Source organism: Mesorhizobium sp. GW821-FHT07A06 (genome assembly GCF_059419085.1).
The window spans coordinates 156,322-181,149 of record NZ_JBWKRC010000009.1 but is presented as its reverse complement, the minus strand read 5'-3'; the positions used below and the strand labels follow the sequence as shown (position 1 = coordinate 181,149).

At 62.8% G+C, this 24,828-nt stretch carries 22 protein-coding genes; 17 read left to right on the top strand and 5 right to left on the bottom strand.

The window, feature by feature from the left end:
• From AC07SZ_RS25550 to AC07SZ_RS25535, 4 genes are all read right to left on the bottom strand, one after another.
• On the bottom strand, positions 1-924 hold the full coding sequence (locus tag AC07SZ_RS25550) for an NAD(P)-dependent oxidoreductase (RefSeq protein ID WP_056565200.1): 924 nt from the start codon (positions 922-924) through the stop codon (positions 1-3).
• A 69-nt stretch (positions 925-993) separates the two neighbouring features.
• Complete coding sequence (locus AC07SZ_RS25545) at positions 994-2,949, bottom strand: (Fe-S)-binding protein (RefSeq protein WP_494916381.1); 1,956 nt, start codon at positions 2,947-2,949, stop codon at positions 994-996.
• A gap of 1 nt (position 2,950) precedes the next feature.
• Positions 2,951-3,919 (bottom strand): electron transfer flavoprotein subunit alpha/FixB family protein, encoded by a 969-nt coding sequence (locus AC07SZ_RS25540; RefSeq protein WP_494916380.1) that lies wholly within the window; start codon positions 3,917-3,919, stop codon positions 2,951-2,953.
• 3 nt (positions 3,920-3,922) lie between these two features.
• Positions 3,923-4,687, bottom strand: coding sequence for an electron transfer flavoprotein subunit beta/FixA family protein (locus AC07SZ_RS25535; RefSeq protein WP_056565190.1), 765 nt, complete (start codon positions 4,685-4,687; stop codon positions 3,923-3,925).
• A 315-nt stretch (positions 4,688-5,002) separates the two neighbouring features.
• On the opposite strand from AC07SZ_RS25535, the gene AC07SZ_RS25530 reads away from it, so the two are divergent.
• The 11 genes from AC07SZ_RS25530 to AC07SZ_RS25480 all read left to right on the top strand — a co-directional run bounded on the left by AC07SZ_RS25530 (position 5,003) and on the right by AC07SZ_RS25480 (position 17,217).
• Positions 5,003-6,217 (top strand): substrate-binding domain-containing protein, encoded by a 1,215-nt coding sequence (locus AC07SZ_RS25530; RefSeq protein WP_494916379.1) that lies wholly within the window; start codon positions 5,003-5,005, stop codon positions 6,215-6,217.
• 73 nt (positions 6,218-6,290) lie between these two features.
• A complete protein-coding gene (locus AC07SZ_RS25525; RefSeq protein WP_494916378.1) occupies positions 6,291-7,832 on the top strand; it encodes a sugar ABC transporter ATP-binding protein in 1,542 nt (513 codons plus the stop codon).
• Entirely contained in the window at positions 7,829-8,779 is a 951-nt protein-coding gene (locus AC07SZ_RS25520; protein WP_081294650.1) for an ABC transporter permease, read from the top strand. The genes AC07SZ_RS25525 and AC07SZ_RS25520 overlap by 4 nt, the downstream gene beginning before the upstream one ends.
• Positions 8,780-8,781: 2 nt before the next feature.
• Positions 8,782-9,750 (top strand): ABC transporter permease, encoded by a 969-nt coding sequence (locus tag AC07SZ_RS25515; protein ID WP_056565801.1) that lies wholly within the window; start codon positions 8,782-8,784, stop codon positions 9,748-9,750.
• Between the two features lie 36 nt (positions 9,751-9,786).
• Complete coding sequence (locus tag AC07SZ_RS25510; protein ID WP_494916377.1) at positions 9,787-11,460, top strand: GMC family oxidoreductase; 1,674 nt, start codon at positions 9,787-9,789, stop codon at positions 11,458-11,460.
• A 1-nt stretch (position 11,461) separates the two neighbouring features.
• On the top strand, positions 11,462-11,869 hold the full coding sequence (locus tag AC07SZ_RS25505; RefSeq protein ID WP_494916376.1) for a hypothetical protein: 408 nt from the start codon (positions 11,462-11,464) through the stop codon (positions 11,867-11,869).
• 28 nt (positions 11,870-11,897) lie between these two features.
• On the top strand, positions 11,898-12,275 hold the full coding sequence (locus tag AC07SZ_RS25500; RefSeq protein ID WP_056565175.1) for a carboxymuconolactone decarboxylase family protein: 378 nt from the start codon (positions 11,898-11,900) through the stop codon (positions 12,273-12,275).
• Entirely contained in the window at positions 12,272-13,771 is a 1,500-nt protein-coding gene (locus AC07SZ_RS25495) for an aldehyde dehydrogenase (RefSeq protein ID WP_494916375.1), read from the top strand. The genes AC07SZ_RS25500 and AC07SZ_RS25495 overlap by 4 nt, the downstream gene beginning before the upstream one ends.
• A gap of 26 nt (positions 13,772-13,797) precedes the next feature.
• Positions 13,798-15,300, top strand: a complete 1,503-nt coding sequence (locus AC07SZ_RS25490; protein ID WP_494916374.1) for an aldehyde dehydrogenase family protein — start codon at positions 13,798-13,800, stop codon at positions 15,298-15,300.
• Between the two features lie 15 nt (positions 15,301-15,315).
• Positions 15,316-16,230, top strand: coding sequence for an SMP-30/gluconolactonase/LRE family protein (locus AC07SZ_RS25485; RefSeq protein WP_056565172.1), 915 nt, complete (start codon positions 15,316-15,318; stop codon positions 16,228-16,230).
• A 57-nt stretch (positions 16,231-16,287) separates the two neighbouring features.
• Positions 16,288-17,217 (top strand): LysR family transcriptional regulator, encoded by a 930-nt coding sequence (locus AC07SZ_RS25480; protein WP_056565168.1) that lies wholly within the window; start codon positions 16,288-16,290, stop codon positions 17,215-17,217.
• A gap of 369 nt (positions 17,218-17,586) precedes the next feature.
• Here AC07SZ_RS25480 and AC07SZ_RS25475 read toward each other — a convergent pair whose 3' ends face one another.
• A complete protein-coding gene (locus tag AC07SZ_RS25475) occupies positions 17,587-19,017 on the bottom strand; it encodes an NAD-dependent succinate-semialdehyde dehydrogenase (protein WP_056565165.1) in 1,431 nt (476 codons plus the stop codon).
• A 111-nt stretch (positions 19,018-19,128) separates the two neighbouring features.
• Between AC07SZ_RS25475 and AC07SZ_RS25470 the strand changes: the two genes are divergently transcribed.
• The 6 genes from AC07SZ_RS25470 to AC07SZ_RS25445 all read left to right on the top strand — a co-directional run bounded on the left by AC07SZ_RS25470 (position 19,129) and on the right by AC07SZ_RS25445 (position 24,822).
• Positions 19,129-19,809, top strand: coding sequence for a GntR family transcriptional regulator (locus AC07SZ_RS25470; RefSeq protein ID WP_056565162.1), 681 nt, complete (start codon positions 19,129-19,131; stop codon positions 19,807-19,809).
• 3 nt (positions 19,810-19,812) lie between these two features.
• Complete coding sequence (locus AC07SZ_RS25465; protein ID WP_172374354.1) at positions 19,813-20,805, top strand: proline racemase family protein; 993 nt, start codon at positions 19,813-19,815, stop codon at positions 20,803-20,805.
• A gap of 28 nt (positions 20,806-20,833) precedes the next feature.
• Positions 20,834-21,676, top strand: coding sequence for a transporter substrate-binding domain-containing protein (locus AC07SZ_RS25460; protein ID WP_056565156.1), 843 nt, complete (start codon positions 20,834-20,836; stop codon positions 21,674-21,676).
• Between the two features lie 74 nt (positions 21,677-21,750).
• Entirely contained in the window at positions 21,751-22,404 is a 654-nt protein-coding gene (locus tag AC07SZ_RS25455) for an amino acid ABC transporter permease (protein WP_056565153.1), read from the top strand.
• Entirely contained in the window at positions 22,401-23,258 is an 858-nt protein-coding gene (locus AC07SZ_RS25450; protein WP_056565150.1) for an amino acid ABC transporter ATP-binding protein, read from the top strand. Before AC07SZ_RS25455 ends, AC07SZ_RS25450 begins: the two co-directional genes overlap by 4 nt.
• A gap of 85 nt (positions 23,259-23,343) precedes the next feature.
• Positions 23,344-24,822, top strand: a complete 1,479-nt coding sequence (locus AC07SZ_RS25445) for an aldehyde dehydrogenase family protein (protein ID WP_056565147.1) — start codon at positions 23,344-23,346, stop codon at positions 24,820-24,822.
• Positions 24,823-24,828 lie beyond the last annotated feature (6 nt).

Genomic DNA, 24,828 nt, shown 5'->3' with positions numbered 1-24,828 from the left:
TCAGCTCGCTTTGGCGACATCTGGGGTCTGGGCCGAGCCGACCTCCACATGCGCCCATGTCTCAACCGTCTTGACCATACAGGTAAAATCGGAATCCGGCCCGTAGAGCTGGTTCGTCACGCTCAGCAACTGGCGCACGGCACTGCCCACCACCATTGGCACGCCCATGGCCTCCGCCTCATCCACGCACAGCCGCACATCCTTGAAGGACAGGCCCGTGGCGAAACCGAAATCGAAGGTCCGCGGCAGCACGGATTTCGGGAACTTGTCCTCGGTGGCACTGTTGCGGCCGCTCGACGCGTTGATGACGTCGATCATGACCTTCGGATCGAGGCCCGCCTTCACGCCCATCACCACCGCCTCGGAGGAGACCGCAAGGGCCGCCGCCGCAAGCAGGTTGTTGGCTAGCTTCATGGTCTGGGCGGCGCCCTGAACCTCGCCCATGAAGAATATTCGGCCGAAATTCTCGATGACCGGCCTCGCCGTCTCGAAGGCGGCCTTGGGACCCGAGACCATGACGGCGAGGGTGCCGTTGCGTGCTCCCTTCAATCCGCCGCTGACCGGCGCATCGATCATGGCGATGTTCTTGGCTGCAAGGCCTTCGGCAACCCTGGCGGCCGTTCGCGGGCCGGTGGTGGAAATGTCGACGAAGATGCGGACCGCCTTGCCGTCGGCGATGCCGCCATCGCCGAGCACGATCTTTTCCAGGATCTGCGGGCTGGGCAAGCTGGCAAAGACGATCTCCGCGGCATCGGCAACCTCGCCTGCGCTGCCTGCGGCCCTTGCGCCCGAATTGGTCAGTTCCAGCACGGCGTTGGCGTCGATATCGTGGACTATCACCTCATAGCCGGCCTTGATGAGACGGGTCGCCATCGGCGTGCCCATTTTTCCAATGCCAACAAAGCCGATTTTCAGGGTCGACATGATCGCTCTCTCCTCCTTCGGGGCCTATCGCCCATGGTGCTTGGTCTCGATTTCCTGGATCGCATTCCGTCAGGTCGTTTCCACCGTGGGCATTTCGAGCGCCTGGCTTGTACGCGGCACGAGAAGTTCCGCTATGTCCACGACCTTCAATCTGTCGGCCACGCCGAGTGCATCGATCGCGGCTGTGTACATCACCTTGTCCTTGGGACAGGCGACGACGAAATAAGCGACGTCGCCCAGGCTCAGTGCCTCACGGATGCGGTTCTCGCTCGGCCGCTCGGTCACGCCGTCGTCACCTTGCCAGATGCGGCCGCCGCCGGCGCCGCAACAAAAGGAATTCTCCCGGCAGCGCGGCATGTCATGAAGCGTATAGCCGGCGGCCCGGATGAGTTCGCGCGGCGCATCGAAGCCGCCATTGTAGCGTCCAAGATAGCAGGGATCGTGATAGGTGACCCTGGCGCCGTCGGCGACATGCAGGTCGAGTTTTCCCGCCGTGATGAGCTCCGCCAGCAGCGCCGTATAATGCAGCACCTCGAACGCCGCGCCGAAATGCTGATAGTCGTTCTTCAGCGCATTCAGGCTATGCGGATCGGTGGTCATGATACGCTTGAAGCTGCACGCCTTGATCTCATCGATGTTGGACTGAGCGAGCGTCTCGAACAGACCTTCTTCGCCGGCACGCCGCACATCGTTGCCGCTGTTGCGCTCGGCATCGAAGAGAATGCCGAAGTCGACACCGGCTGCAGTCAGAAGTTCGGCAACCTTGCGGGTGATTTCCTGAACACGCGGATCGTAGGACGCGTAGTCTCCGACGAACCACAGAACGTCGACGGGTTCCTCGCGTGCGTCCTTGACCGGAAAGCCTAGTTCCCTGGTCCAGCGAGCCCGCATCTTGGAAGGCTTGCCCATGGAGTTGCCGAGACGGGTCAGGTTCGACAGCGCCTCCTGCAGACCGGGGCTGACACGGCCTTCGTCGACCAGATGACGGCGCATGTCGATGATCTTGGGCAGATGCTCGATCTCGACCGGGCATGCTTCCATGCAGGCACGACAGGTGGTGCAGGCCCACAGCGTCTCCTCGGAAATCACGCCGCCGACGAGCGGGGCCGCCGATGGTCCCGCGGCAAGCGCATCGCGCATGTCGGTGATCAGCAACTTCGGGCTGAGCGGCAGACCGGCGGCATAGGCTGGGCAGACCGCCTGGCAACGGCCGCATTCGGTGCAGGACAGAAGGTCGAGCTGCTGTTTCCAGTCGAGCTGTCCCAGACTGTCGATGCCTGGAGCCTCGCGCGCTTCCGGGACCGCGGGCGCCAGGCCGCGGGGCTCGAGGCTGCGGAAGTAGATATTGGGCGCGGCAAGGAACATGTGCCGGTGTTTCGAACCGGGGATATAGACGAGGAACGCCAAGATGGCGCCGACGTGAACCCAGTAGAACAGCTCTTCGCCCGCATGTCCCGGTATGCCGGCACGCTCGAGCAGTCCTGCCAGCGCCGACGCGACGGGCCGCCACGAGCCGTCGGCGCCGCCGGCTATGCGCGCCGCCGCCTCGAGCAGCAGAGACGCCACGATCAGAACGATCAACACATAGATGATTGCCGCATCGCTGCCGCTCGAGCCATCGAAGCGGGCAGGCCTCAGCACATAGCGCTGATAGAGCGCGAGTGCGACGCCGGCCAGCATCAGCACCGAAAAGATATCCTGCAGAGCGGCAATCCAGGTTTCGCCTCCGATGGGCGCAAGCGAGAACCCGGGAAACAGCCGCGAGCCGAAGGCATCGATCGTGGCGGTGAACAGCACGAAGAATGAAATGAAGATGATTGCGTGGAGCACGCCGGAAAGCGGCTTGCGGAGCATTTTCCGGTGCATGCCGATGGCGACCATCACGCCCTGGAGACGCAGCATCGGGCGGTCGAAGCGGGCCGCTGCGGGTGCATTGGCGAGAGCAGCCGCGTAACGGCGAGAGCGCCAGGCCGTCAAGGCGAGTGCTGTGACGACCAGGATCCAGAGTGGCAGGGTCGATGCCATCTCAACGGCCAGAGCCGGCCCGCAGCCTGTCGCTCAGATTGGCGACGAGATCGAACAGGTCACAGGTCGCGCCGTAATGCGCGACATTGAAGATGGGGGCCTTCGGATCGGTGTTGACGGCAATGATGAGGTCGGCTTGCGACATGCCCTCGAGATGTTCGGGCGCGCCGGACACGCCGAGCGCCAGGTAAAGCTTCGGCTTCACCTTCTGGCCGGATTTGCCGACCTGGCGCAGCTTCGGCAACCAGCCATTGTCGACCACAGGACGGCTGCCGGCGATCTCCGCCCCCAGCATTGTCGCCAGATTGCGAGCAAGGTCGATGCTCGCCTCGTCGCCGATGCCGCGGCCCACGCACACGATCCTGTCGGCTGCCGTCAGATCGACGTCGGCATAATCCGGCATGTCGATGGCCACCATCTTCACCTTGCCGCTGATGAGTACGGGTTCGGCATCGATCGTTTGCACGTTCACGGCCGCTATCGAATCCGGCGCTGCTGCTGCGAAGGCCCCTGGGTTGATCATCAGAACCGCGGGCAGCCGCACTTCGCATTCGGCGAGTATCTTGCCACCATACATCTGCGCGACGATCGTCAGGCTTTCGCCATGCCGCTTGATCTCATTGACATAGGAGATAAGCGGCCAGCCGGTTCGCGCCGCGATGTCCGCTGCCACGTCCAGTCCGTTTGCCGAATAGGGGACCAGGACCAGGCCGGGGTCTTCGGCGGTGACGACGTCGCGCAGAAGCAGCGCGTAGGCCTCGGCGGGAATGACATCCGATCTTGTGGAGCGGGCCACTATCAGGCGATCGGCGGCACCAAGGCAAGCGGATGCGCCTTCCGCGTCACGGCCGGCGAAAAAGGCAACGACCTCGTCGTCGGCCTGGGCCAGCGACCGCGCCGCGGCGATCATTTCAAGTGAGAAGGCTTCGATCTTGCCGGAATGGCCTTCGGTACAGGCAATCAACTTCATGGCTTAGTTCCTCGCCAGGCCTTTGGCTGCCAGGATGGTGATCAAGCGATCCGCGACTGTCTCGGCATTGCCGCCGAGGTTCTCGCCGGAGCCGCCCTGGACTGGCAGGCGCAATGTGATGATCTCGGCGGAACGCTCGAAACCCGACAATTCGGGCGTGGCGCGGCCGATGGGCGTCTTGGACGCCTCGCGAAGCTTGCTGCCCGAGACATAACGGGGCGCCTTCGACGCGGTCTGAACGCCGAGCACCGCCGGCGTGGCCAACTCATAGGTGACGGCGACACCCGCGCCGCGCTCTTGCGTGACCCGAAGCACGGCGCCGTTCGCAACGATACGGTTGGTTCCCGACACATGCGGCCAGTCGAGCAGCGCGCCGACATAGGGCGCGAGCTGGCCAAAGACATCCTCGGTCGATTGGACGCCGCACAGAACCAAGTCTGCCGACTTTGCCCTCGCCATCGCCGCGATGGAAGCCGCGATCTCTCGTGAGGAGATCATGGCGTCCTCCTCTGATTGAAGTGCCACGACTTCCTCGGCGCCGCGCGCTGCGGCCATCTGCAGGACCCGGTTGGCGCCTTCGCCAACGGCCACCGCCGTCACCTTGGCACCGCAGGCCTCCTTGAGCAGGATTGCTTCCTCGAGAGCATGATCGTCAAAATCGTTGAGCTGGAAATCCAGCCATTCCCGATCGATGCTGCGGCCGTCCTCGGCGAGTTGCAGCTCGCCCGCGGAATCCGGGATCATGCGCAAGACGACAAGAATATTCACGGCCTCTCCTCCGACGGAACGCACCTCGAGCGCCCAGCACCGACTGCTAGATAAGTCGTATTCCTCGCTCCTCCCAATGGCCAAAAAGGTAATAGCAGCTATTACAAGACGGCAGATTGACGATCGTGGGTAATCGACTGCTAATTTGCGTCAAATCGCGTCCAATCGAATTTTCCTGAGTTGGAGGTTGTCAGGAGAATGCTCGTGCGATTTGCCCGAGATATAAACATCTATTCTTTGTTTATACTTTCTCGTGTGCGAGAATTCCTGAGGAGAATTTTAAACGCTCTGTCGAGCGTTAAGGAGGAGGAACCAATGTCAATAAAGAGCATCCTAGACCACAAGATTTCCCGCAAGGGCTTTATCCGGGGCATGCCGGCCGTGGCGGCAGCCATGGCCGCCGCGCCGGCCATCCAACTCGCCCAGACCAGCGCGGCCGTCGCTTCGGAGACGGCGGAAAAGAAGCCTGGCTACTACGGCGCGCCGCGCACCTGGATGTGGAACCCCAATGCCAATACCATGGTCGACACCTCGAAATGGAAGAAGGCGGGTCCGTACACGATCGGGTTCTCCAATGCTTCGATTTCCAATGCCTGGCGCGTCGCCTTTCAGCATGGCGTTCTGTGGTCCGCCGGCCAGCATCGCGACGAGATCGCCCATCTTCTCGTCACCGACGCCAATGACGATCCTTCCAAGCAGATCGCGGATATCCAGGATCTGATCAGCCAGGGCGTCGATATCCTGCTCATTGCGGCCTCGACCGAGGACGCGCTCGATTCCGTCGTCGGCCGCGCAACCGAACAGGGCATTCCCGTCGTCATGGTCGATCGCAAGGTGAAGACGCCGGCCAACTACATCACCTACGTCACGGCATCCGACTGGGCGTTGGGCCGTCTCGAGGCGCAGTGGTTGTGCGAGACGCTGGGCGGCAAGGGCAACATCGTGATGCTGCCAGGCATCGCCGGATCGAGCGTCGCGGAAATCCGCATCAAGGCGAACGAGGAAGTGTTCTCGAAATTCCCCGGCATCAAGGTGCTGGAGAAGCAGTATTGCGACTGGAATCCGGCAACCGGCAAATCGGTGATGGCCGCGCTGATCCAGAAGCACGGCAAGGCCATCGACGGTGTCTTGGCCGACAGCGCCCTACAGGGCTATGGCGCGATCGAAGCGTTTCTTGACGCCGGCTACAAGGACGGCGAATTCCCGCCGATGACCGGTGGCGACGTTGCCCGGATGTATCAGCTGGCCAACCAGCACAACATCAAGATGGTCGGCATCGACTATCCGACGTCGATGGGCATCACCGGCATCGAGACCGCGCTCGACGTGCTCAAGGGCGTCTCGGTCCCGGACAAGGTCGAGGTGAGCTTCCAGGTCGTCACGTCGCCCGGCGCGGATACGGTCTCTGTCAAGGGCGACAGGCATCTGCTCGACCATGTCAGCATGAGCGACCCGGGTGATCTGTCGCCAAGCAACGGGCTGCCTGCCGGCTACAATCCGAGCACATTCAATCCCGACTATCCGAAGTAAGCCTCCCAAGCGACCCGGTGTGCGCCCTCCTGGGCGCGCACCGGACGTGCATTGAACAGTTCGAGCACCGGATATGTCAGCGTCTGTTATTGAACTCAGTCAGATCGAGAAGGACTATCCTGGAGTCAAACCCCTGGACAAGGTTGATTTCGCCGTGCAACCCGGCGAGATTCATGCCCTTCTCGGCGAAAATGGCGCGGGCAAGTCGACGCTGATCCGCGTCATGGGCGGCGTGACCAAACCGAATTCCGGGACCATGACCTATCTCGGCAAGCCGGTTTCCTGGCAGTCGCCGAAGGAAGCACGCGCTGCCGGCATCCACGTGATCCATCAAGAGCTTGCTCTTTTTCCGGAGCTTTCTGTTGCCGAGAACATCCTGGTCGATACGCAGCCTCGCGGCATGCTGGGTCTCATTTCGAACCGCGCCCGCCACGTCCGCGCCGCTGAAATCCTCTCACAGCTCGGCGTCGACATCCCAACCCACGCCAGGATCGACGAATTGCCGCTTGCCGACCAGCAAATGGTCGAGATCGCGAAAGCCCTGGTCGGCAAGGTGCGGCTGCTCATCCTGGACGAGCCGACGGCGGTCATCGCCGGACGCGAGGTCGATCTTTTGTTCGAGAACATGCGCAGGCTGCGCAACGAAGGCGTCGGCATCGTCTACGTCTCCCATAGGCTGGAGGAAATCTTCGAGATCGCCGACACGGTCACGATCCTCAAGGACGGCCAGCTCGTCGGCACGAGCCCGGTAAGCGCGCTCACGCGCGAGGAAATGATCACCCGGATGGTCGGTCGCCGGCTCAGCCAGATCTATCCGCCTCGGCGTACCGCACGGGCGAGCGGCCCGGATGTGCTCACCGTTCGCAATCTCAAGGCTGGTCCGCGTGTCCGTGACGTCAGCCTCAACGTCAAGGTTGGCGAAATCGTCGGCGTGGCCGGCATGGTCGGTTCAGGGCGCACTGAGGTCGCCGAGGCGATCTTCGGCACGCGCACCGTGGAGAATGGTGTGATCGAATTCGATGGCAAGCCATTTGCGGCGAAGCTTCCGAAGGGCTCGATACGCCATGGACTCGGTTTTCTGACCGAGAGCCGAAAGGACGACGGCCTGTTTCTCGGCCTGCCGATTTCCGCCAATATCGTAGCGCCCGACCTCGGCGGCATAACGAAACATGGCCTGATCGACCGCAAGCGGGAACGTGCGGTGGCCATGCGGCAGATCCAGGACTTTTCGGTCGCGACGCCGTCGCCTGACGTGAAGATCGGCAATCTCTCCGGTGGGAACCAGCAGAAGGTGTTGTTCAGCCGCTGGTCGCGCATCGCCAGCAGGCTGCTTATCCTCGACGAGCCGACGCGCGGGGTGGATATCGGGGCCAAGGTGGAGATCTATCGCATCGTGCGCCGGCTGGCGGATTCTGGCGTCGGCGTACTGATGATCAGTTCGGAACTGCCCGAAATCGTCGGCCTTTCCGACAGGGTCTTCGTGATGGCTCAAGGCTATGTCGTCGGCGAAATCAACGGCGATGCGCTCGGCGAAGAGGCGATCATGGATCTCGCGGTGCGATCTGTCGGGCACCGCAATGCGGAAATCGATCAGCGTGCGGAGCCGGTAGGATGAGTGCCATCACGATGGATCTTCGCCGCAACCGGCTGATGCTTTCCTATCTGATCGTGGCGGTGCTGCTGGTCCTGCTTGCGGTCGCCGGCGGCTTCCTGTCCGATCGATTCCTGACCTGGCGCAACATCGGCAACCTGTTCCAGCAGCTCATCGTGCTGGGCATGGTCAGCCTAGGCCAGACGTTTGTCGTGCTGATGGGCGGCATCGATCTGGCGGTCGGTTCGCTGGTTGGTGCGCTCACCGTCTTTCTGGCGAACTTCCTCGAATGGCGCCCCGATCTGGTGTGGCTTGCACTGCCGCTCGCATTGGTCGCCGCGACCGCTGTGGGCGCGCTCAACGGGTTGTTGACGGTTGTGCTGCGTGTCCATCCGTTGATCGTCACGCTCGGCATGTCCTCGATCATCTTCGGCGGAACGTTGATGTACCGCAAGGAGCCCGGCGGCTCCGTACCGCGTGCCTTCGCGGATATTGCCTATGCAAAGGTCGGCGGCGTTCCGCTCAGCGCCGTCGTGCTCGTCGCGATCTTCGCGCTCGCCGGGCTTTGGCTGCAGCGCACGCGCACGGGCCGCAGCATCTACTTCGTCGGCGGCGACCGGGAAGCGGCGCGGCTGAACGGGTTGCCGGTCGATCGCATCGTGGTGCTTGCCTACGCGCTGTCGGGCCTGTGCGCGGGCATAGCGGCGATTTTCCTGACTGCGCGAACTGGCGTTGGCGACCCGCGCATCGGTGCCGCGCTGACGCTGCAGTCGGTAACGCCGGTGGTGGTCGGAGGCACCATCCTGGCCGGCGGGAGAGGCGGCGTGCTTGGCACTTTCCTTGGCGTGCTGCTCGTCACCATGCTCAACAGCCTGCTGAATTTCGTCAATGTCTCATCCTACTACCAGTGGGTCATCCAGGGTCTTATCATCATCATCGCGGTCGGCATCCACACACCAAGGCGGAGATAATGATGGCGCCTCTCGATACACCGATGCCGCGATCGCAAGGCATTTCCCTGGCGTCTGTCTTCGAGCGCTACGGGCTGGTGGTCTTCCTGGTCGCGCTGATGATCGTCGCGGCTCTCGCCTCACCGACCTTTCTGCGGCCGGCCAACCTGGTCAATGTGCTGACCATCGCGGCACCGCTTGGCATGGTTGTGATCGGTCAGACCTTCGTCATCCTGGTGCGCGGATTGGACCTGTCAGTGGCCTCGCTGATGGCGACGGTGGCGGTGCTGGCGACCGCTTTCAAAGCCACCACCAATGAAGCGATTCCGATGATCTTCATCGCCGCGATCGCCCTGTCGGCCGTGGTGGGCCTGGTGAACGGCTGGCTCGTCGCCAAGCGCAATGTCAGCCCCTTTCTCGCGACACTGGCGATGATGATCATCCTGCAGGGCATTCGTTTCGCCTATACCGGCGGGGCGCCGATCAGCACCTTGCCGCCGGGCATGGGCTTTCTGGCCTCGGGGCGGATTTTTGGCGTGCCGGTCAATCTGATCACCCTGGCATTCCTGGCGATCGCGTTCGGCATCGTGTTGCACCGGTCACGCCTCGGCCGTGAGATATTCATGGTGGGAAGCAATCCGAAGGCCGCGTTCCTCAACGGTGTCGCGCCCGATCGCGTGGTCATCCTTTGCTACGTCATCTGCTCGGTCTGCGCGGGAATAGGCGGCCTGTTCCTGCTCGGCTATGTCGGTACCGTCTCGAACTGGGTCGGCCAAGGCTACGAACTGGACTCCATCGTTGCCGCCGTGATGGGCGGCGTGGCGCTTACCGGTGGGCGCGGCAACATTTTCGCGGCGCTGCTTGGCGTGGCTGTTCTGGTGGTGATCAACAATCTCGTGCTGCTGCTCGGATTTCCGATCGAGATGCAGCTCATCATCAAGGGCGTCATCATCATCGGCGCGGCGGCGTTTTACCGGACGCGGCTCGCCTGACCCGATGCTGCCGTTGGACCCCAAGGGAGGAAGAAAATGACCGTTGAAGTTCTGGCGGATCGCGGTGCACGGGCAAGGCGCGACGAGGAAGTGGATGTCGTGATCGTCGGGGCCGGCCCATCCGGCTCGGTCGCCGCGCTTCATCTGGCGCGTGCCGGCATTTCCGTTGTCGTGCTCGAACAGGGCGAATGGCCTGATTATGCCGACTATACCGGCGCGCGTCCGGAGCACGAGCTTGTCAGCACCAAGCTCTGGCATCCCAATCCCAACGTCCGTGACAATCCCAACGACTATCCCGTCGACACGTCGACGACGGACATCAACCCGCTGATGTTCGCCGGCGTCGGCGGCAGCGCGACGCTTTATGGCGCGCAGTGGATGCATTTCCTGCCGTCGGACTTCCGCGTGCGGTCGATGGACGGCGTGGCCGAGGACTGGCCGTTCAGCTATGAGGACCTGCTGCCTTACCAGCTTGAGATCGAGCGCGAGGTGGGCGTTTCCGGTCTCGCCGGCGATCCGGCCTATCCGCCTCGCGGCGCCTATCCCTTCCCGGCGCTGCCCATCGGCTCCGTCGGTCTGCGCGGTGCGCTGGGCATGGAAAAGATGGGCTGGCACTGGTGGCCCGGCAGCAATGCCATACCGTCGGAGACGTTCGGCGAACTCAATCCGTGCGTGCGCCGCGGGACCTGTCTTACCGGGTGTCCGGAGGGCGCGAAATCCACGACCGACCGGTCGCATTGGCCGTTGGCATTGAAAGCCGGCGCGCGGCTGGTCACCCGTGCTCGGGTCAAGGAAGTCGAGACCAACGAGCAAGGGCTGGCGACCGGCGTCGTCTATATAGACGCGAACGGCCGGGAGCGGCGCCAGCGCGCCAAGGTGGTCATCTTGTGCGCCAATGGCGTCGGCACGCCCCGGCTGCTGCTGATGTCGGGAGGGTCCAGGAATCCGGACGGCCTTGCCAACTCATCGGGCATGGTCGGCAAAAGGCTGATGATGCATCCCTTCGCCAGCGTGCTTGCCTCCTACATGGATCCGCTCGATTCCTGGCGCGGCCCCTTTGGCCAGCAGGTCTATTCGCTCGAGTTCTACGAGACCGACGAAAGCCGCGGCTTCGTGCGCGGTTCGAAATGGAACTGCATGCCCTCGGGCGGACCGGTCGGCGTATCCGGGGCAACCGGATCCAAGGTCTATGTCGCCGAGAGCGGCCGGTTCCAGGATTTCTGGGGCGCCAACCTGCACGAGAATGTGGCGCGCCGCTTCGGTCACTCGCTGATCTGGGGCATTGTCGGCGAGGATCTTCCCGAAGAGAACAACCAGGTGATCCTGTCCAAGGATCTGACGGACTCCGACGGGCTGCCCGCGCCGCAGATCGTCTACAAGGTCAACGAGAACTCCAACCGGCTGTTGAAGTTCAATATCGATCGCTGCCTGGAATCGGTGCGCGCCGCCGGCGCCATCGAGACTCTGGTTTCGACACCGGTGCGTGAATCGGGCTGGCATCTGATCGGAACCACCGTGATGGGTGACGATCCGAAGCGCTCGGTCGTCGACCAATGGGGCGCCTGCCACGACGTGCCCAACCTCTACGTTATGGACGCGTCGACCTTCCCGACCTCGGGCGCCACCAACCCGACGGCGACCATCATGGCGGTCGCGCTGCGCAACACGCGCCGCATGATCGCCGAACGCCGCAACCAGAAGGTGGCCTGACATGTCGAACGAGAACATCTTCTTCGCGCTCGCCGATTTCCTGATCCCCGCGCATGGCAAGATGCCGAAGTTCAGCGACGTCTGCGGCTACGCCGACGTCGAGAAGTCACTGGATTTTCGCACGGACCTGAAGCCGGGCTTTGCGCGCGGCATCACGGTCGATCCGGCCAGCGGCGCCGAGGCTTGCCTGGAAAGCCTTAACAAGGAGGATGGCGAAGCCTTCTCGGCGATCACAACGATTGCAATCGCCACCTACTACATGACCCCGCGCGTGCGCGAACTGATCGGCTATCCCGGCCAGGAGAACGTCCCCTACGATTCAAAGGCGACGCAGATTTACCTGACCAACGGCTCGCTCGGCCACGTCATTGCGCGCGGCCGCAAATATCGGCCGACTCCCGGCCTTTGATCTCCCAATCAACGGAAAGGACAATCCAATGGGCAAAGATGTATTCGACAAGGGTTTTGAAATCCGCAAATCGGTTCTGGGCGCCGAATTCGTCGAGAAGTCCTTCGCCAGCGCCGACGATTTCAATCGTCCGCTGCAGGAACTCGTGACGGAATATTGCTGGGGCGCCGTCTGGGGCCGCGACACGCTCGACAAGAAGACCCGCAGCATGCTGAACCTCGCCATGCTTGCCGCGCTCAATCGTCCGCACGAGCTGAAGATGCATGTCAAGGGTGCGCTGACCAACGGTGTGACCAAGGACGAAATCCGCGAAGTCCTTCTACAGGTCGTGATCTATGCCGGCGTGCCCGCAGGCGTGGATTCTTTCCGGGTGGCGCGCGAAGCTTTGCAGGAAGTCGGAGCATGACAACCCGTCCGCCGCTCGCCACGGAAAAGCTCTCCATGCTGATCAGCGGCCGCCCGGCCGCCGCGCGGTCGGGGGATTATTTCGAATCCTTCGATCCCTTCACCGGCAAGGCCTGGGCGCTCGTCCCGCGCGCCGGGATAGCCGATGTCGATGCGGCCGTTCAGGCAGCCGCGGCCGCGTTCCGTGGCGAGTGGCGGACAATGACCCCAACGGTGCGTGGACAGATCATGACGCGCTTTGCCGACCTCGTGGCGGAGGAGGCCGAGAACCTGGCCGTTCTCGAAACCCGCGACAACGGCAAGCTGATCAATGAAATGCGGATGCAGTGCAGATACATCCCGCAATGGTTCCGCTTCTTTGGCGGCCTCGCCGACAAGATCGAGGGGCGCGTCATCCCGATCGACAAGCCGGGCGTGTTCAACTACACGCGCCGCGAGCCGCTCGGGGTGGTGGCAGCGATCACCCCATGGAACTCGCCGCTGATGCTGGCGACATGGAAGCTTGCTCCCGCGCTCGCCGCAGGCAACACGATCGTCTGGAAGCCGTCGGAATTCTCCTCGGTGTCGGCATTGTTCTTCGGCCAGCTTTTCGAGAAGGCGGGCTTTCCCAAGGGCGTCGTCAACATCGTCACCGGCTTCGGGCACGAGATCGGCGACCGCCTCGTCACGCATCCCGATGTCGCCAAAGTGGCCTTCACCGGCGGCGACGCCACCGGCCGCCGCGTCTATCAGGCCGCCGCCGGCGGGCTCAAGAAGGTTACGCTCGAACTCGGCGGCAAATCCGCCAACATCGTCTTTGCCGACGCAAAGATGGACGCGGCCATTCCCGGCCTCGTTTCGGGCATCTTCGCCGCGACCGGGCAGACCTGCATCGCCGGATCGCGCGCACTCGTGCAGCGCTCGGTCTATGACCAGGTGACGGAGAAGCTGGTCGCCTTCGCAAAGACCGCGAGGATCGGCGATCCGCTCGATCCCGAGACCCAGGTGGGTCCGATCACCACCTTGCCGCAGCGCGCGAAAGTGCTCGATTACATCGGCATCGCCAATGGCGAGGGCGCCGCGCAATTGCTCGGCGGCAAGATACCCGAGGACACATCTATTGCCGACGGCTGGTTCGTCGAGCCGACGATCTTCGGCAACGTGAAGCAGTCCATGCGCATCGCCCAGGAAGAGGTCTTCGGACCGGTGCTGTCAGTCATTCCCTTCGAGGACGAGGACGAGGCGGTGGCTATCGCCAACGACACCATCTACGGGCTTGCGGCCGGGATGTGGACGCAGGACCTCGGTCGGGCGATCCGCCTGCCCGAGCGGCTCGAGGCCGGCAGCGTCTGGGTCAACATGTACCGCGCCACCAGCTATCTCTCCCCTTTCGGCGGCTACAAGCAGTCGGGTATCGGCCGCGAGAACGGCCAGACCGCCATCTACGAATATCTTCAGGAAAAAAGCATCTGGATCGATGCAGGGAATTCCATTCCCGCGCCGTTCGTCCAGCGCTGATCGACCAGATGCTTCGGGAGGAAGCCATGACCATACGTTTCGATGCCGTGCCGCCACTCGATCCCAAGGTGGCGGCGTTCGTCGGCGGCAGCCATGCGATGCTTGTCGGCAACGCGTGGCTCCCGGCGGCCTCGGGAAAGACGTTGGATGTGGTCGATCCTTCGAACGGCCGGATCATTGCGGCCGTGCCGGCCGGCGACAGCGCCGATGTCGATCTGGCGGTCCAGGCCGCGCGCAAGGCGATCGACGGCCCCTGGTCCAAAATGGTGCCGGCCGAGCGCGCCAGGCTGATCTGGAAACTCGCCGATCTGATCGATGCCAATGTCGATATGCTGGCGACGCTCAATTCCTATGAGAGCGGCAAGCCGATCGGTGATTCCCGCAATGGCGAGGTGCCGTTCACGGCCGAGACGTTCCGCTACTATGCGGGGTGGGCCACGAAGATCAATGGCGAGACGATGACGATCAATGCGCCCGGCGACTGGCACGCCTATACCCGCCGCGAGCCGGTCGGCGTCGTCGGTCAGATCATCCCGTGGAACTTCCCGCTCAGCATGCTGGCCTGGAAGGTGGCGCCGGCCTTGGCGGCCGGCTGTACGATCGTGCTCAAGCCGGCCGAGCAGACGCCGCTCGGCGCGCTCTATTTCGGCAAGCTGGTCCAGGACGCCGGCTTTCCGGAAGGCGTGGTCAACATCCTGACCGGTTTTGGCGAAACCGTCGGTGCGGCGATGTCTGCCCATCCCAACATCGACAAGGTGGCATTCACCGGTTCGACCGAGGTCGGCAGGCTGATTGCCCGCGCCGCGACCGGCAATCTCAAGAAGGTCAGCCTGGAACTTGGCGGCAAGGCACCGACCATCGTGCTTGGCGATGCCGATATCGACATGGCGGTGGCCGGCGCCTCGAGCGCGGCATTCTTCAATGCCGGGCAGAGCTGCGGCGCGGGAACGCGCTTCTTCGTTCACAAGAAGATCTACGACAAGGTCATGTCCGGGATCGCCGAGCGGGCCGAAAAGCTGAAGCTCGGCGCCGGGCTTGATCCTGCGACGGAGCTTGGCCCCGTCGTCTCTCAGCAGCAGATGGAACGCATCACCCGGCTGATCTCGGAAGGCAGGAGCGATGGCGCCGAGATCGTCACTGGCGGCGCGCGTGCGGGCGACGTCGGCTATTTCGTCAAGCCGACGGTCATTTCCCGCACGCGGCCTGACATGTCGGTGATCCGCGAAGAGATATTCGGGCCGGTGGCCTGCGCGATGCCCTTCGACGACGACGACCTGGACAAACTCGCCAAGGATGCCAACGACACCGAGTATGGCCTTGCCGCATCGATCTGGACCAACAATCTAGGCGCCGCGCATCGGCTGGCCGCGAAGATCAAATCCGGCACGGTCTGGGTGAACTGCCATAACTTCAACGACGTCACCATGCCGTTCGGCGGGTTCAAGCAATCGGGCTGGGGGCGAGAACTTGGCGAACAGGCGCTCCAGCTCTACACCGAGACCAAGACCGTCGCGATCCGGCTGCCATAGGCGAGGGGGCGGCCGATGTCCTGCTACGAGACGATCGATGCGCGATTCGGGGATCTGATCGATCCGGTCGCATTCCTCGAAACCATCCACACGGGAAATCGCTGGGCGGAGGGACCTGTCTATTTCGCCGACCTCCGCTCGTTGATCTGGAGCGATATTCCCAACGACCGCATGCTGCGATGGGACGAGGAGACGGGGGCGGTTTCGCTGTTCCGAAGCCATGTCTCCAACCCGAACGGCAACACGCGCGATCGCAACGGAAGGCTGGTCACCTGCATGCAGGGGGAACGCCGTGTCGTGCGTACCGAATGGGACGGCTCGATCACGGTGCTGGCCTCCGCTTACGATGGCAAGCCGCTGAACTCGCCGAACGATGTGGTCGTGAAGTCCGACGGCAGCATCTGGTTCACCGATCCGAACTACGGGATCATCTCCGATTATGTAGGGCGCAAGGGCCTGCAGGAGCAGCCGGGCTGCCGCGTCTACAGGATCGATCCGCTATCGGGAAAGATCACCGTCGTTGCCGATGATTTCTCCATGCCGAACGGGCTCGCCTTCTCGCCCGACGAGAAGCACCTTTACATTTCGGACTCCGGTTTTCTAACCGACCGCGGCGCTCCGCATCACGTCAGGCAGTTTGACGTCGACGGCGACAGATTGGCGAATTCCCGCATCTTCGCCGACATATCGCCTGGCATTCCGGATGGTTTTCGCGTTGATGTTATGGGCAATCTCTGGATCAGCGCATGGGATGGCGTACAATGCCACACGCCCGAAGGTGAACTCATCGGGAAAATCCAGGTGCCGGAAATGGTTGCGAACCTGGCCTTTGGCGGGCCGCGCAACAATCGGCTGTTCATCACGGCGACAACATCGGTCTATGCCGTGTTTCTGAATGTCCGAGGCCAGAAGTACGCGTTCGGTACGTGACACGGACACCACTGGGGGGCTTGGAAGCGCTGCGGCGGCGGATGGTTGGGGTGAGAGTTGGACACGAAGCAGCTACAGGTATTCATCGCCGTCGGTGCGGCTGGCAGCTTCTCGAAGGCCGCACTCGACCTCAGCGTCACCCAGCCGATGGTCACGCGCCATATTCGCGGGCTTGAGGAGGAGCTCGGCGTCGAGCTGTTCTATCGCAACGGACGCGGTGTCGTCCTGACCGAGGCGGGCGTGCTCCTGAAGGCTCATGCCGACGAGATCGTCGAGCGGATGCGGCTGGCGCAGAATGCAGTCTCGAACCTCAAATCCTCGCCGAAGGGAAGGTTGGTGCTGGCCGTGCCGCCTTCGGTCGGCACCGTGTTGACGGTGCCGCTGGTCAAGAAGATCAAGAACGAGTTTCCCAATGTCGCGCTGCAGGTGATCGAGGGCTTCAGCGGCCATATCCTGGAATGGCTGATTGCCGGCCGCATCGACGCCGCCGTGCTCTACAATTCGCCGAACCATCCGTCCGTGCTGACTGAACCGCTGGCCGATGACGAGCTTTTTCTGATCGGACCGGTCTTGTCAGAGCGCGTGCTGCCGCGCGCGCCGGTCGGCCTCGACATCTTCGCCGAGTTGCCGATGATCCTGCCCAGCCGCCCGCACGGGCTGCGGCGGCTTATCGACAACACCTTGGCGGAGCATGGCATCTATCCGCGTGTCGAGATGGAGCTGGAGGCAATGCCGTCAACCTTGCTTCTGGTCGAGGAGGGCACAGGCTATACGGTTCTGCCCTATGCTTCCGTCCATCTCCTTGTCGAGGCTGGCCGCATCGAGGTCTGGCCATTCGACCCACCGATCACCCGACAGCTGATCCTCGCGACCTCGTCGCAGCGACCGATGTCCTCGAATTTTCGGCCGCTCTTCCGCGCGGTGCGCACGGAACTGCGGGACATCATGTCCACCCACATCTGGAAACCGACAACTTATCCTGAATGAGTGTTGGTGCCGTCATCTGCTGGCCGTGGCAGACGCGGCGGCCGGCTCGATCGATCGGGTCGCGGACATCGTCAAGGTCCTCGGACTTATCAACGCGTCCCCCAGATTTCACCGACCATCCCGCTGTCATGAACGGTTGTTCGGACCTGCTCGTTTCCGTGTTTGGAGAACAAGGCATGCATGCCCGGTCGACCATTGGAGCAGGTTCACTGCCCAACCAGATCACGGTGGAACTCGAGATGATCATTGCGCTCGCGGTCGATTGAAAATCGTGTGGTGGCTCGGCATCGCGCTCGCAAAACGGAAGCCATGCCTCGCCTTGATCCCCACGCTCCCCAATCATCTCCGCAGCGCATCGATGTGCGCGCTCTACATCTCCGTCACGAACTTCGTCCGCAGATAGGCGTCGAGGCCTTCGATGCCGCTCTCCGAGCCGTACCCGGATTCGTTGACGCCGCCGAACGGCGTTTCCGGCGTCGACACCATCATGTGGTTGACGCCGACCATGCCGGCCTCCAGTGCCATCTCGGTCTTCTGCGCGAGGCTGAGATTGCGGGTGAAGACAAAGGAGGCCAGGCCATAAGGCAGCGAATTTGCCCGTTCGATCATGCCGTCGAAGGTTGAGAAGGTGGTGGTCGGCGCGATCGGCCCGAACGGCTCTTCGGACATGATGCGCGCGGCATCCGGAACATTCTTCAGCAAGGTCGGAGCGTAGAAATAACCCTTTTTGCCGATCCGCTTGCCGCCGGTGACGACGCTCGCTCCCTTCGCTGTCGCATCGCTGACGAAGCCGTCCATGGCGTCGAGCCGTCGCGGCGCGATCATCGGGCCCATCTGCACGTTTGCGTCGAGGCCGTCGCCGATCTTGAGCTTTTCGGCGCGTGAGGCGAAGCCTTCGATGAAGCGGTCATAGATAGCGTCATGCACGTAAAAGCGGGTTGGCGAGGTGCAAACCTGGCCGGCATTGCGGAACTTGAAGGCGACGAGCGTATCGAGCGTCTTGTCGAGATCGGCGTCCTCATAAACGATGACGGGGGCGTGGCCCCCCAGCTCCATGGTGCAGCGCTTCAGCGTATCTGCCGCCTGTTTCTGCAACAGCTTCCCAACGGCCGTCGATCCGGTCAGCGAGACCTTCTTCGGGATCGGCGAGGCGATCAGATAGGACGAGACCTTGGCTGGTTCGCCGAACACGATGTTGAGCACGCCCGCCGGCAGTCCGGCGTCCTGGAAGCAGCGGGCGATGGCGACCGCGGTCCCCGGCGTTTCCTCCGCCGGCTTCAGGATGATCGAGCAGCCGGCGCCGAGCGCACCTGAAATCTTGCGGATGACATTGCTGGCCGGAAAGTTCCAAGCGGCGAAGGCGACGACAGGCCCGACCGGCTCCTTGAACACCATCTGCCGCACGCCGGGCAGCCGGGCAGGGACGATGCGGCCATAGGCGCGCTTGCCTTCTTCCGCATACCAGCGGGTCGCGTCCGCCGCGAACTGCACCTCGCCGGTGGCCTCCGCCAGCGCCTTGCCGTTCTCCATCGTCAGGACACGCGCGATGGTCTCCTTGCGCTGCTCGATCAGGTCGGCGGCCTTGTCCATGATCGCCCAGCGCTGCATCGCGGTCATCGTCTTCCACAGCTTGAAGCCTTTGAGCGATGCGGCGAGAGCACGGTCGAGGTCGGCCTCCGTGACATGCGGCACGGTGGCCAGCACCTCCTCGGTGGCGGGATTGATCAATGGTTCGGACTTGCCGTCCGACCCTTGGCACCACACGCCGTCAATCAGCAGCTCGATCGTCTCTGGATACATGTTCCTGGCCCTTTCAGCCCGGCAGGCGCGGAAAGCCGCCGGCGGATTGCACGTCACAAGAAAATTTCCGCGATGACTTGACCTGTACATTGTATACAGTATGGTGTCGACATGATTTTAGCGCGCATCCAGAAATTGTCGGTCGCCATCCCGGAGAATCTCGCTGAGATGCTCGAGGAAGAGATCATCTTCGGCCGCCTCAAGTCGCGGGAGCGGTTGACCGAGGAAATGGTCGCCGCGCGTTACGGCGTCAGCCGGTCGCCGGTGCGCGAGGCGCTCAGGCTGCTCGAGCGCGACGGCCTGGTAATGCGCGAGGCCAGGCGCGGCATCTGGGTTTCACCGATGTCGCAGCGCGATTTCGACGAGGTCTATACCTGTCGCATCGAACTCGAAGGGCTGGTCGCCAAGCAGGCGGCCGAATCCGCCGACATCGAAAAGAAGGCCGAATTCAAGAACCTCTTGTCGGAGCTGAAGCAGGCACAGGCCAGGAACGATGCACGGCAGTTCTTCATCGTCGACGTCCGCGGCTCTCTCCTGACCTACACGCTGGCCGGCAACAAGACGCTGACACGCCTGCTAGGGGGTCTGGAAAAGCAGGCCTTGCGCTACCGCTATCACGCCTACGAGCAGGATCCGAAGATCATCCAGCTGTCGCTGGACGACACGGCCCGCATCTATGATGCGATCACCGCAGGTGATGGCGAAAGCGCCAAGGCCATGACCGAAAACCTCATCCGGGAAATCTGGCAAAGCATGCGGGCCGGCATTCGCGACGCGTTCGGAGAGGGCTAGTCCGTGTCCAGCTTCTCGTCAGCGTTCAGCGTCATCGATTCCCATACCGCCGGCCACCCCACGCGCGTCATCCTCAGCGGCGTTCCGAAACTCTCCGGTTCGAGCGTGCGGGAGAAGCGGGACCATTTCCGCCGGCGCTTCGACCATCTTCGCCCGGCGCTGCTGCATGAACCGCGCGGCCATGCCGCCATGGTCGGTCTGGTGCCGGTCGCCTCCGATGTCGCCGATTATGGCGCGTTCTTCATCTCGTCCTATGTCTATCTCGATATGTGCGGTCACGGCACGATCGGCCTTGCCAGGACGCTGGCCTTCACAGGCCAGATCTCTGTCGAAACGGGCGACAGCTTCACGCTGGAAACGCCTGCGGGCATCGTGACCGTTCATCTGATCTGGAACAAAGACGGTTCGCTGGACCGGGTGCGCATAGCCAACGTCCCGAGCTATGTCGGGCTGGAGCGCTTGAGTGTTTCCGTCGAAGGCATTGGCAAGGTTGATGCCGCGATTGTCTATGCCGGCATGTGGTATGCGCTGGTGGACGCCGCGTCGCTCGGCTTCAAGCTGACCCCGGACAATGCATCGGTCTTGATGCAGGCCGGCGCCAGGATCAAGGACGCGATCAAGGCGGCGATGAAGGACCTGCCTCTGCTGGCGGGTGCTGCCGCGCCGAGCGTGCTTTTCCACGATGCCGACAGCGCGCATTCGGCGACGCATTTTCTTGTCCTGGAATCCAACAAGTTCGACCGCTCGCCTTGCGGCACCGGCACCTCGGCGCGCCTGACCTATCTGCTCGGGAAGGGGCTGATCAGCCCCGACCAGACTTATCGCGCCAGGAATATCTTCGGCATTCCGTTCGAAGCGCGCCTGCAAAGGCGCGTCGAGGAGCAAGGCCGCGAAGCGATGATCATCGAGATCGAGGGCTCGGCCTTCATTACCTCGACCCAGACAATCTACTTCGAGAAGGGCGACCCCCTCTCGAAGGGATTTCTAGCCCGCTAACCACAAATAACTCAGAAAGGGGAATGACATGAAATTCACGGTAATGCGTACGTTCATGGCCGCTTTGACCATCGGTCTTGGCCTGCTCACCGCGCCGATCGCTGCTTCCGCCGACGACAATCCGTCCGCCGTCATCGACCAGATCCGTGCCAGCGGCGTGCTCAAGGTTCCTGTGATGACCGGCGAAGAGCCGGGCTACATCAAGGATCCGGCCACCGGCCAATGGAGCGGCTTCTACTACGAATTCCTGGGCGAGATCGCGACCCAGCTCGGCGTCAAGCTCGAGCCTGTCGAGACCACCTGGGGCAATCTGGCCGCCGACTTCCAGTCCAACAAGATCGACATCGCCATCGGCGTCAATCCGAACCCGAAGCGCGGTCTTGTCGTCGACTATCTGTGGGAGCCGCTGTTCACCGACGCCTGGGCCGTGCTGACGCCTCCCGGCAAGCCGGTCAAGACCTGGGCCGAGCTCAATTCGCCCGACAAGACCGTCGTCGTCCAGAAGGGCAGCACCATGCAGGTCGTCGCCGAAGCGCTGCTGCCGAAGGCCAAGATCACACCAGTGGAAGATCGTGGCCTGGCGTTGATGGAACTGCAGGCCGGCCGCGCCGATGGCGTCGTGCTTTCCATCTTCGATGCGCTGCAGATCACCAACCAGAAGATCGGCAATGTCTCGCTGCCCGAGCCGATCCTGCGCAATCCGGCAACGCTGGCCGTCGCCCGCAAGCCGGGCAATGCCGGCTACATCAACTTCCTGACCAACTGGATCCTGCAGGAGCGTTCGCTCGGCCTTGCCCAGGGCAAGCTTGCCCGCTCGTGGGAAGCCCGCGGCATCGACCTGTCGATCCTTCCGGCAGGGTTCTCCTTCTGATCGCAACAGCCTGACCGCCGCCTGGTGCGGCGGTCAGGCCACCACTGGACGTGCATCGAACCAGTGAGGACACCATGTTCGACTATACAGTGATAACCAACAATATCGGGCTGCTCTGGCAGGGCCTGCTGATGACGCTCTACTTCACCGTCATCACCATCGGTGCCGGCATGCTGATCGGCCTGTTCATCGGGCTTATCCAGCTCAGCACGTTCAAGCCGCTGGTCATCCTCGGCCAGATCTATGTCGAGTTCTTCCGCAACATTCCGCTGCTCGTCACGCTGCTCTGGGTCTATTACGCCTTCCCGATCTTCGCCGGCATCAATGTCACGAAATTCTGGGCCGGCTTCATCGGGCTGAGCTGCTACGTCGGCTCCTTCTACGCCGAAATCCTGCGCGCCGGCGTCCAGTCGGTCGATCCCGGCCAGACGGATGCGGCGACCGCGATCGGCATGTCCTATGGCCAGCGCATGCGCCGGATCATCCTGCCGCAGGCATTCCGCAAGATGATCCCGCCCCTGGCGGGCCAGTCGATCATCCAGATGAAGAACACCACGCTGCTGTCGATGATCACGGTTCCGGACCTTCTCTATCAGGCGAGCTACATCTCGAGCTTCACCTATCGGCCGATGGAGGTTTACACCGCCGTCGGCGTCATCTTCCTGATCATCCTGATCCCGCTGACCCTCTTGTCCAGGAAACTCGAAAGAAGAGGGAGCCTGAAATGAGCGCCATTGAACCAAGCGCCGTGACGGACAAGAGCGACAAGCCTGTCCTGCGGCTGGACGGGATCTGCCTCAAATTCGGCGACAAGCGTGTGCTGAACGGCATCGATCTCTCGGTCGTCGAAGGCGAGGTGGTGGTGCTGATCGGCGCCAGCGGGTCGGGCAAGACGTCGTTGCTGCGTTGCATCAATCTGCTCAACATGCCGACCAGCGGCAGCATCGTCATCGATGACGAAACGCTGTTCGACAGGCGGGCCGACGGCAAGGGCGCCCAGATACCGGCCCAGGAGGTCAACCGCATCCGCTCCAAGACCGGCATGGTCTTCCAGCAGTTCAATCTCTTCCCGCACATGACGGCGCTCGAGAACGTCATGGAAGGCCCGGTCATCGTCAAGAGGGAGCCGAAGGAGCAGGCACGCCAGAAGGCGCTGCGACTGCTCGATCTCATGGGGCTGGGGCAGCACGTCGAGAAATATCCGCGCCAGCTTTCCGGCGGCCAGCAGCAGCGCGTCGCGATCGCGAGAGCCATGGCCATGCAGCCGAAGGTGATGCTGTTCGACGAGCCGACCTCGGCGCTCGATCCCGAACTGGTCGGCGAAGTCATGAAGGCGATGGTCGAGCTGGCCAGGAGCGGCATGACCATGGTGATCGTCACCCACGAGCTAGGCTTCGCCTTCGAGGTCGCCGACCGGGTCGTATTCCTCGATCAGGGGTTGGTGGCGGAGCAGGGACCACCAGCCAAGGTGCTGCTGCATCCCGAACATCCGCGTCTGAAGACATTTGTCGGACGCTTCCATGAATCGGCGGATCTGCTTCGCCCGTTCCTCGAGGCGCGTGAAGCCGAGAAGGCGTGCTGAAGGCACGCCGCTTCACGCGAAAACAGCCAAGCGGACATCGTCGAATGCGCCCCCCTTTCGAGCTGGCCGCAAAAGGAAGACATCAATGACACTGAGTTTCGATCCGGCCACAATCGCCATTCCCAGGGGACATCATATCGGCGGGCAGTCCATTGAACTGCCTGGCGCGGAGATCGAGGTTCTGCGCCCTTCCGATCTCCAGCCCATGGGGTTGATCACCGATGGCGGGGAGGCCGCGGTGCAGCAAGCCGTCGATGCCGCGAAGAAGGGGCTGGCGCAAAGCCGTTGGGCGAAGATCGCGCCACGCGATCGCGCCGCCGTGCTCATGCGCTTCGCGGCGCTGATCGAAGAGAACGCGACCTATCTCGGACAGCTGGAAGCGATGGGGTCGAGCCGGCTGATCTCGATGACGATCGTCCGCGACGCGGTACGTACCGCCGGCGTCGTGCGCTACTACGCCGAGTTCTGCGACAAGATCGAAGGCACGGTCACCGCGACCGAGGCGAATGCGCTGAGCATCGTCAAGCATGAACCCTACGGCATTGTCGGCGCGATCGTTCCATGGAATTTTCCGATGATCACCGCCGCCTGGAAATTCGCCCCGGCGCTGGCCGCCGGCAATGCGGTGGTGATGAAGACGTCGGAGCTGACGCCGCACAGCCTTCTGGCATTGGCGGAGCTTGCCGCCAGGGCCGGCATTCCCGCCGGTCTGTTCAATGTCGTCAACGGCTATGGTCATACGACCGGTGCGGCGATCGTGCGCCATCCCGACATCCTGAAAATCTCCTTCACCGGCTCGACGCAGACCGGTGCGGCGATCATGACGCTCGCTGCCCAGTCCGGCATCAAGCCCGTCACGCTCGAACTCGGCGGCAAAAGCCCGCAACTGGTGCTGGCCGATGCCGGCGACATCGATGTGGTGGCCGGCCGCGTCGCTGCGGCGTTCATGGACAATGCCGGCCAGGTCTGCACGGCCGGTTCGCGGCTGATCGTCGAGGACAAGATCGCGGATCAACTTCTAGAACGCGTCATTGCCCGGACCAAGGCGATCAAGGCGGGACCGACCTGGGACGAGACGACCACCTTCGCGCCGATCATCAGCCGCAAGCAGCTTGAGCGCATCGATACGATGGTGCGCGCCAGCATCAGCGAAGGCGCCTCGGTCATCACTGGCGGCACGGTGCTGGAAGGACGCAACGAAGGCAGTTTTTTCTCGCCGACGATCCTCGAAAATGTCGCCGACGACAATATCGGTTTCAAGGAGGAGTTCTTTGGTCCGGTGCTGACGGTGCGCACCTTTGCCGATCTCGACGAAGGCCTCGCCCTGGCGGCGCATCCGGTCTACGGGCTCGCCGCCAGCGTCCACACCACGGACATGAAGAAAGCGCTCAAGGCGGCCGATTCGATCGAGGCCGGCATGGTCTGGATCAACCAGCACGGGCGCGGCCCGGAGTTCACCTACCCGGCCGGCGGCTACAAGGGGTCCGGCTTCGGCAAGGACATGGGTCGTGCCGGCGTCGAGGCGTTCCTGCGCCAGAAGGCCATCTGGGCCAACTACGCCTGAGCGAGC